The following is a 7,770-nucleotide window of genomic DNA, read 5'->3' on the forward strand; positions in this document are numbered from 1 at the left end:
GTTGCAGTGGGGGGCGTATTGGGACGACATCCGGCGATCGCGCCCCCTGCCACCACCGCCAGCACCCACCCCGCTAGGGCTCGATGACGCTGCTGCAACGGATGGGCAAATTTTGCGACCATATCTAACACTTCTGTACTCTGTAGCAAGACCTGGTGCCATAGTAGCGTTTTGCAGACTTGCCGATATCGTCTGAGGTGGCCCAAAACATATCGTCTGAGTGGAGCGGCTGGAGCTAGCACAGCAGCTTTTTTGGCTCAGGATGCATCGGCGATCGCTGGGGTGGGTAAAGTATAGGCAGTACCGCCCAGGGATAGAGGTCTGACCCGGTCAAAGGTTGTAACAACAATGACTTGTATATCCCAGGTGCGATCGCTAAAGTTGGAGTGAACCCAGGGAGATAGGGCATGGCTCAAACGGTTCAGTCGGCGGCAGTAGCGGCAACATCAGAAACCCATCCCGACGTCGAGTTGCGCCAGGTATTCAAGACCTTTGGGGCAGACGTAGCGGTACGGCAGCTCGATTTGGCCGTGCAACCGGGCGAGTTTTTTAGCATTCTCGGCCCGTCGGGCTGCGGCAAAACGACCATCCTGCGGATGATTGCGGGCTTTGAAAGCCCTACCGCCGGAGAGGTGCTAATTCAGGGTGCCAGCGTGGGCCGGGTGCCTGCTCACCGTCGACCGGTCAATACGGTGTTTCAGAGCTATGCCCTGTTTGACCATATGACCGTCAAAGACAATATTGCCTTTGGCCTCAAAATTCGGCGGTTAGGAACGGCGCAGGTGCGCGATCGCGTTGCTGAAGCCCTGCGATTGGTCCAAATGGAAGCCATGGCCAACCGCTACCCGGCCCAGCTCTCCGGTGGGCAGCAGCAGCGCGTTGCCCTGGCCCGTGCCCTGGTCAACCGCCCTGCCGTCATGCTGCTCGACGAACCCCTCGGTGCCCTCGATCAAAAACTGCGCAAGCAGATGCAGGTAGAGCTGGCCAATTTACACCGTCAGCTGGGCATTACCTTTATGATGGTCACCCACGATCAAGAAGAGGCCCTGTCGCTGTCTGACCGCATCGCCGTCATGAACAATGGCCAAATTGAGCAAATCGGCACTCCGAGCAATATCTATGATTGCCCCCGCACGCCTTTTGTCGCTGACTTTATCGGTGAGACCAACCTTCTACCTGGGCGTGTAGACCAGACCTACCCCGCCCAGGTGCAGGTCACTACCGCCAGCGGGCTACGGGTGCTGGCCCAATCTACCCAGTCTCCCAGCCCTATGGTTCAATCTGTCGTAGTGAGCGTACGGCCTGAAAAAATTAATCTCAGCCTCAGCGCTCCAGTCAGCGGAGGCAACTGCTACCAGGGCCAGGTCAGCCACCTAATGTACCTGGGCACTCACCTGCACTGCGTGGTACACCTCAGCTCAGGCGAAGCCTTAACCGTGCGCCAACCCAACCGATCGGGGGGGGCTTTCACTGTCGATACCCCTGTCTACGTTCACTGGGCTGCCGATGACTGTTTAGTGCTAAATGCTGCTTAGTGAAGGCCTTATAGAAGCAGGCTGATAAATGTAGAGCAATAGCCTCCCTGAGCAATGTCTTGCCATGAACTAATTACCTCGTCTCAAATACATCCCTCTCAGGACGCATCCTCATATACTGGGAAACTAAAGACCGAGATTATTCTCTACTCTATGCAACGGTTGCCTGCCTAGTTAGCCATCCGATTAGCCGCCCCCACTAGCGATTTTATTTTGGAGAATGCCGTGCCTGCAAAGCAAACCCTAACGTTCCCCTACTCGCGCCGTCCAGCCCTGGGTCGGCGGCGGTTTTTGCAGGGGTCGGCGGCGGTTGTGGCGGGTCTTGCCGCCGCCAACTGTCGCCAAAACCTAGCTGGCCCGCCTGCCGGTAGTGGTGGTAGCGATGGCACGCTGCACATTTACACCTGGGCTAACTATACCGATGACAGTCTGGCCGCTGCTTTTACCGAACTTACCGGCATCCCGGTAGTGGTAGATATTTTTGACTCTAACGAAGTCATGCTGACCCGCCTGCAGGCCGGTGGTGGCGATGCCTACAGCATCATCTACCCTTCCGACTACATGGTGTCAGAAATGATCGACCTGGACCTGCTCACTGAGCTAGATCAGAGCCGCATTACTGGCCTAGACAACCTCAAGGCCCAGTGGCAAAACCCTGCCTACGACCCCAACAACGCCCACAGCGTGCCCTTTTGCTGGGGCACCACGGGCCTGCTCTTTAACCGCGAAGCTACCCCTGGCGCACCCGCCGACTGGGACTTTTTGTGGGAAAACCAGGACGAGCTTTCCCGCCGAATTACGATGCTCGACGATATGCGCGAAACTCTAGGAGCCACCCTCAAATCCCTCGGCTACTCGTACAATTCCAGCGACCCCGAAGAAATCCAGGCGGCCTATAACCGCCTGCTTGAGCTTAGACCCCACATTGCCGCCTTCAAGACTACCGGCTTTGAGAACGAGCTGCTGGGCGGTGATTTGAGCGTGTCGATGGCCTACTCTAGCGATGCGATCGCGCTCACCCTTGAAGACGACCGCATGGAGTACATCATTCCCGCCAGCGGGGCATCGCTGTGGACCGACACCCTGGCCATTCCCGCCACTGCCCCCAACGTAGACGCTGCTTACCAGTGGATCAACTTCATGCTTGACCCCGAAATAGCCAGCGCCGCCGTCGAACGCCTGTTTTTTGCCACCGCTAACCAGGCCGCCTTTGACCAACTACCGGCTGACATTCAGAACAACGAAGACCTCTACCCCTCCGAAGCCGTATTGGCCAACAGCGAAGGCATTGTTGCGGTAGACACCGCCAGCACCGACCTGTTTGACCAGCTGTGGACTAAAGTTACCAGCGCTTAATGGGTGGATGGGTGGATGAGTGGATGGGTGGATGGGTGAAGCAGCCCGCGACTCATCTATCCTCTCCCTCCCCATCCACTCGCCCACTCGCCCACTCATCTACTCGCCATGACCCCTGCCCCATCTCCACCGCGCCCCTGGGCCGATCGCTTCGCTACCCGGCGCTGGCTAGGGCCGGTTGTGCTGCTGGGGCCAGCGGGGGTGTGGCTGCTGCTGCTGCTGGTACTGCCTACCCTGCTCATTTTGGAAATCAGTTTAGTGCCGGGGCTGCGCTTGGGCCAGCCTAGCGGCGGCTATGGGTTGGGCAACTACCTGCAAATTTTGCAGCCGGTGTATTTGCGGGTAATTGGGCGATCGCTGGCCTTTGCGGTGGGCTCAACGGTGCTGTGTCTGCTGATGGGGTTTCCGGTGGCCTACTGGCTGGCGCTGATGTCGCCTCAGCGCTGGCGCAACCTGCTGCTGGTGGGGTTCATTTTGCCGCTGTGGACCTCGTCGCTGCTGCGGGCCTATGCCTGGGCAGCAATTTTGCGCCCCAGCGGCGTGCTGAATACCATGCTTACGACCCTAGGGCTACCGGCCCAAAACTGGCTGAATACGCCCACAGCGGTGTTTATTGGCCTTACCTACAGCTTTTTGCCCTATATGGTGCTCATTCTGTATGCCTCGCTCGAAAAACTCGACACCCGCCTGCTAGAGGCCGCCGCCGATTTGGGGGCAACCCCGTCCCAAGGCTTTTGGCAGGTCACCGTGCCTCAAACCCTGCCCGGCATTGCCGCCGGGTGCCTGCTGGTGTTTATTAGCACCCTGGGCGACTTTGTGGTGCCTACCCTGCTGGGTGGAGCTTCGTCAATGAATATTTCGCGGCTGATCTACAACCAGTTTCTTGGCCCTACCCGCGCTTGGGGCTTTGGCTCGGCCCTTAGCATGGTGCTAATTTTAGCCGTCAGTCTGGCGATCGCCCTACTCCTGCGCTATGGCGACAAAAGCTCTGTCTCCGAGACCTAAGGGAGCCTAACGGAATGGTGCATCGCTGCGCGGATGCGCTCTACGCAAGCCCTCATTCTCCACATCTTCCGCCTCATTCCCTGATCTTCCATCCTGCCCCGGCTCTCACCTAACTATGCCCGCCCCGCGCTCCATCACCTGGCCCAGCTTCTTCACTGCCCTGATGTACGCTTTCATGTACTTCCCCATCATTGTGCTGGGGGTGTACAGCTTTAACGATTCGCGCTACAGCGCTAGCTGGGAAGGGTTTAGCCTGCGCTGGTATCGGGCTCTGTTTAGCGATCGCCGCCTGCTGTCGGCCCTGCAAGATAGCCTCACCATTGCGATCGTAGCGGTGGCGATTTCGGCGGTGTTGGGCACCCTGATGGCGATTGGTTTGGCCCGCCACCGGTTTCGGGGCAAGGGGCTGTACCGAGGGGTGTCGTATTTGCCGCTGATTGTGCCTGACATTGCGATCGCGGTGGCTACCCTGGTGTTTCTAGTCTCGGTGGCCATACCGCTGAGCCTGGGCACTATTATTGCGGCTCATATGGTGTTTTGCCTAGCCTACATTGCGGTGGTGGTGGCCAGTCGGCTCCAGCGCCTCGACCCCAACCTCGAAGAAGCCGCCCTCGACCTGGGGGCAACCCCGACCCAGGCGCTGCTCAAGGTACTCATTCCCCAGTTGGCACCGGGTATTTTAGCGGGCTGTCTGCTGGCCTTTGTGCTCAGCATGGATGATCTGCTGATCTCTAGTTTTACGGCTGGGGGAGGGGCCAACCCTTTGCCCATCGAGATTTTTAGCCGGGTACGCACCGGGGTTAAGCCCGACATCAACGCCCTCAGCGTAGTGCTTATTTTAGGATCGGCTCTGCTAGCGGGCCTGGCTGAGTATGTGCGCTACTGGGGCGATCGCCGACGGCAGACACCCTAGTGGTCTGCCCCCATTGCTGGGGTAGAGCCATAGCGGCGGAACAAACGGTGGAGACCCGGCATCTAATTCAAAAAAATACTGCTGTCTGCTAGACCGATATTGAGCTACGGGCTGCTCTAGACGGATATTGTCTCCAGTGATTTAAACCACATGTTTGTCTGCTGTTGATCACTGGCAGGCAAGGGTAAGATCATGCCCTGCCAGAGGTTGCATCACGGTTAAATTTGGCGGATCGGGCGATATTGAGTACAGCCTCAAATCGTTCAGGTCATCGTCATGTCTCACTCTACCAACCAATCGCTCAAAGCCATTGTTGACCAAATCTTTGCCGAGCGCCGCATTAGCCGCCAGGTACAGCGAGACCTGATGGAGGTGCTGCTCAGCCAGCCTACTCTCAGTAACCAAGACCATGCTACCGCCCAGCGCGTGTTCGATGCTATTCGCCAGGGCCGACTGCGGATAATTGATTGAATGTAGTTTTCTCTAAAGTAGCGACGCCCCACCCGATAGCAAAGGCTCCAAAGTAATCCTTTGGAGCCCCGCCAGTGACTGTTTGAACCTTTTTTGATTTATAGCTGTAGCCAATCGGATTAGGACGTCTGTCAGACGAGCGTTCAAACGTTTGAACGTTTTCAGGATTGATTGATGTCCTAACCGAGGTGATTCTGGCTATATGACCGCGATCGCATCCTGTCTATCGACTAAGGATTTTATTTAGGCGATCAATCGACCACCGGGCTGCCGTGGTGGTGGGTCATATACCACTGTCCGGCCATCCGCTCAAACCCGTTGGTAGCCATAGAACGAGCCTCCAGGCGGCGATTGGCGAAGCGATCGGTTCCGGCATCGCCGCCGCTGATTTGCAGCACGTTTTCAATCAGCACTACGAAGGCCAGGTCGCCGCTGACCTCGACGGTGAGAATGTCGGTGTCGATTTCGAGGTAGCTGGTGTTTTTAAAAATGCGCTCCCAGGCCTCACGGATATCGGGCCAGCCCTTGAGGGCATCGCGCCCAGGGTGAATGCAGAGGCAGCCCATGCCCTTCGACCAGACCGCCTCCATCGCCTCTATATCCTTCTTCTCAAAGGAGCGGTAGAAGGCCTTGTTTGTGGCCAAGACCAATTCGCGATCGCCAGCCATAGGGTCCTCACTGATAAGATACAGGGGCGTTTCCCTGCCTCCTGTATGAGCATAACTAACGGCAGGGGGAGGCAGCCACCTTCGGCCCCAAAGTCACATACCTGCATGTTAAAGCTTGAAAATCTTTGTAAGCGCTACGGTTCTAAGGCGGTGTTACAAAATCTCAGCCTTGACCTACAGCCGGGGGAAATTTACGGCCTGCTAGGTCCCAACGGGGCAGGTAAGACCACCACCATTAACATTATTTGCGGTTTGCTCAAGGCCGACAGCGGCTCAGTCACCATCGGCGATCGCCCAGCCGGAGAGTCGACCAAAGCGCTGGTGGGGGTGACGCCCCAGAGCAACCTGCTCTACGGCAGTTTGACCTGTAGCGACAACCTGTTCTTTTTTGGGCGTCTCTACGGGCTTTCTCGCCAGGACTGCCTGCGGCGGGTAGAGGTGTGCTTAGAGGCGGTCAACCTGCTGGAGCAAAAGCATACCCCGGTCGAGCGCCTCAGCGGCGGTATGCAGCGGCGGCTAAGCATGGCGGCGTCAATGCTGCATCGCCCCAAGCTAGTGATTCTCGACGAACCGACCACTGGACTCGATATTGAAGCGCGGCAGGAACTCTGGCAGCTGATTCGCCAGTTCAAGGCGATGGGGGTGACGGTGCTGCTGACCTCCCACCTGCTCGATGAGGTGGAGCGCCTGTGCCAGCGGATTGGCATTTTAAGCCAGGGAAAGCTGCTGGCCGAGGGCACGCTGGAGGAACTGCGATCGCGCATTCCGGCCTGCGAGATTGTCACCGTGGAGACAAAGGATCCGAAGGGAGCGATCGCTCGCGCCCGCCAGCTCGGCTATCCCCACCGCACCTACGGCGGCGACCTGGCCTTTTGGGTGCCCGAACAGCTCGACCTCAAGGAACTGATCGATCGCTTTGAGGGCATTCCCCTCGACTCGATCGCCCGTAGTCCGGTCAGGCTAGAGCATGTCTACCTTGAAGTGACCCGGCAACCGGAGGAACTACGGAGGGGTTGAGGGTTTAAGGTTTGAGGTTTGAGGTTCAAGGTTTAGGGTTCAAGGTTTGTCTTGAATCTTGAACCCTAAACTTAACATCTGGCACCTGACACTCGACTCATGCGCCCGCTGTACCCCACACACAGCCCCGCCAGCAAAAACGACAGAGCGGCTACCAGGGTAATCACGGTTGGAGCTAGCCCGCTGTTGCTAAACAGGCCGCCCCCGACACTGGCCGCTAGGGCACCGCCGCTAAAGTAGGTGCCCGTGCCCAGCCCGGCGCGGGCGGGTGGCACCATGGTGAGCGCAAAGGGCAGCGTGCCATTGGAGACCAGGCTCAGGGCAGCTCCAAACAGAGCGGCCAGCAGCATCCCTACCGCTGTGCTGGAGATGACTCCGACTAAAATAGCCAGACTGGCCATGGCGCTTAACCCCAGCACCATGGCCCGACGATTGCCCAAGCGCCGGGCGAGCTGCCCAGCCGGAATGGCCGTCAGGGCCAAGGCAATGAACAAAGCACCCAGCACCAGAGCGATATTGGCATCGGGCACCCGCTGGGCCAGCGTCTCTGGTAAGGCGCTCATTACCAGCCGAAAGCCCAGGCCAACGCCTATTCCCGTGCCAAAGACCAGCCCTAGGCTGGCCCAGGAAATGGGAACCGAAGCGGGGACTGCGATCGCGCCTGCTTCCGCCGCACTATCTGCTACACCCTTAGGCCCTGCCCACCGCAGCGCCAGGGTGGCCAGCAGCAGCACCACCGACCCCAGGCTAAAGGCCACAAATGGCCCCAGGCCCAAAATAAACTGGCCCGCCAGTGGCCCCATCG

Annotated in this window: 9 protein-coding genes; 6 read left to right on the forward strand and 3 right to left on the reverse strand. The window is 58.2% G+C overall.

Annotated elements, in window-relative coordinates; translation table 11 throughout:
• Nucleotides 1-257: 257 nt before the first annotated feature.
• Entirely contained in the window at nt 258-416 is a 159-nt protein-coding gene (locus IQ273_RS27530; protein ID WP_194026324.1) for a hypothetical protein, read from the reverse strand.
• On the opposite strand from IQ273_RS27530, the gene IQ273_RS27535 reads away from it, so the two are divergent.
• The 5 genes from IQ273_RS27535 (at nt 408) to IQ273_RS27555 (ending at nt 5,280) form a co-directional block, all read left to right on the forward strand.
• On the forward strand, nt 408-1,535 hold the full coding sequence (locus tag IQ273_RS27535; RefSeq protein WP_194026325.1) for an ABC transporter ATP-binding protein: 1,128 nt from the start codon (nt 408-410) through the stop codon (nt 1,533-1,535). The genes IQ273_RS27530 and IQ273_RS27535 overlap by 9 nt on opposite strands.
• 225 nt (nt 1,536-1,760) lie before the next feature.
• Nucleotides 1,761-2,891, forward strand: a complete 1,131-nt coding sequence (locus IQ273_RS27540; RefSeq protein WP_313898267.1) for a spermidine/putrescine ABC transporter substrate-binding protein — start codon at nt 1,761-1,763, stop codon at nt 2,889-2,891.
• 108 nt (nt 2,892-2,999) lie between these two features.
• A complete protein-coding gene (locus tag IQ273_RS27545) occupies nt 3,000-3,896 on the forward strand; it encodes an ABC transporter permease (RefSeq protein ID WP_194026326.1) in 897 nt (298 codons plus the stop codon).
• Between the two features lie 115 nt (nt 3,897-4,011).
• A complete protein-coding gene (locus IQ273_RS27550) occupies nt 4,012-4,809 on the forward strand; it encodes an ABC transporter permease (RefSeq protein ID WP_194026327.1) in 798 nt (265 codons plus the stop codon).
• Between the two features lie 276 nt (nt 4,810-5,085).
• The gene (locus IQ273_RS27555) at nt 5,086-5,280 is read left to right on the forward strand and encodes a hypothetical protein (RefSeq protein WP_194026328.1); all 195 of its coding nucleotides are present in this window, start codon (nt 5,086-5,088) and stop codon (nt 5,278-5,280) included.
• 251 nt (nt 5,281-5,531) lie between these two features.
• Here IQ273_RS27555 and IQ273_RS27560 read toward each other — a convergent pair whose 3' ends face one another.
• Nucleotides 5,532-5,948, reverse strand: a complete 417-nt coding sequence (locus IQ273_RS27560; RefSeq protein WP_194026329.1) for a nuclear transport factor 2 family protein — start codon at nt 5,946-5,948, stop codon at nt 5,532-5,534.
• 105 nt (nt 5,949-6,053) lie between these two features.
• Here IQ273_RS27560 and IQ273_RS27565 point away from each other — a divergent pair, with 105 nt between their 5' ends.
• Complete coding sequence (locus tag IQ273_RS27565) at nt 6,054-6,965, forward strand: ABC transporter ATP-binding protein (protein WP_194026330.1); 912 nt, start codon at nt 6,054-6,056, stop codon at nt 6,963-6,965.
• Nucleotides 6,966-7,036: 71 nt separating this feature from the next.
• Here IQ273_RS27565 and IQ273_RS27570 read toward each other — a convergent pair.
• Nucleotides 7,037-7,770: MFS transporter (locus tag IQ273_RS27570; protein WP_194026331.1), on the reverse strand; the 734-nt coding region annotated here is incomplete at its 5' end.

The organism is Nodosilinea sp. LEGE 07298 (assembly GCF_015207265.1).
In the GTDB taxonomy this organism is placed as follows: Bacteria; Cyanobacteriota; Cyanobacteriia; order Phormidesmidales; family Phormidesmidaceae; genus Nodosilinea.

Excerpts from the sequence above, each read along its gene's own strand:
- IQ273_RS27535 (WP_194026325.1), top strand. The coding sequence starts at position 408 with ATGGCTCAAACGGTTCAGTCGGCGGCAGTAGCGGCAACATCAGAAACC.
- IQ273_RS27545 (WP_194026326.1), top strand. The coding sequence starts at position 3,000 with ATGACCCCTGCCCCATCTCCACCGCGCCCCTGGGCCGATCGCTTCGCT.
- IQ273_RS27550 (WP_194026327.1), top strand. The coding sequence starts at position 4,012 with ATGCCCGCCCCGCGCTCCATCACCTGGCCCAGCTTCTTCACTGCCCTG.
- IQ273_RS27555 (WP_194026328.1), top strand. The coding sequence starts at position 5,086 with ATGTCTCACTCTACCAACCAATCGCTCAAAGCCATTGTTGACCAAATC.
- IQ273_RS27560 (WP_194026329.1), bottom strand. The coding sequence starts at position 5,948 with ATGGCTGGCGATCGCGAATTGGTCTTGGCCACAAACAAGGCCTTCTAC.
- IQ273_RS27565 (WP_194026330.1), top strand. The coding sequence starts at position 6,054 with ATGTTAAAGCTTGAAAATCTTTGTAAGCGCTACGGTTCTAAGGCGGTG.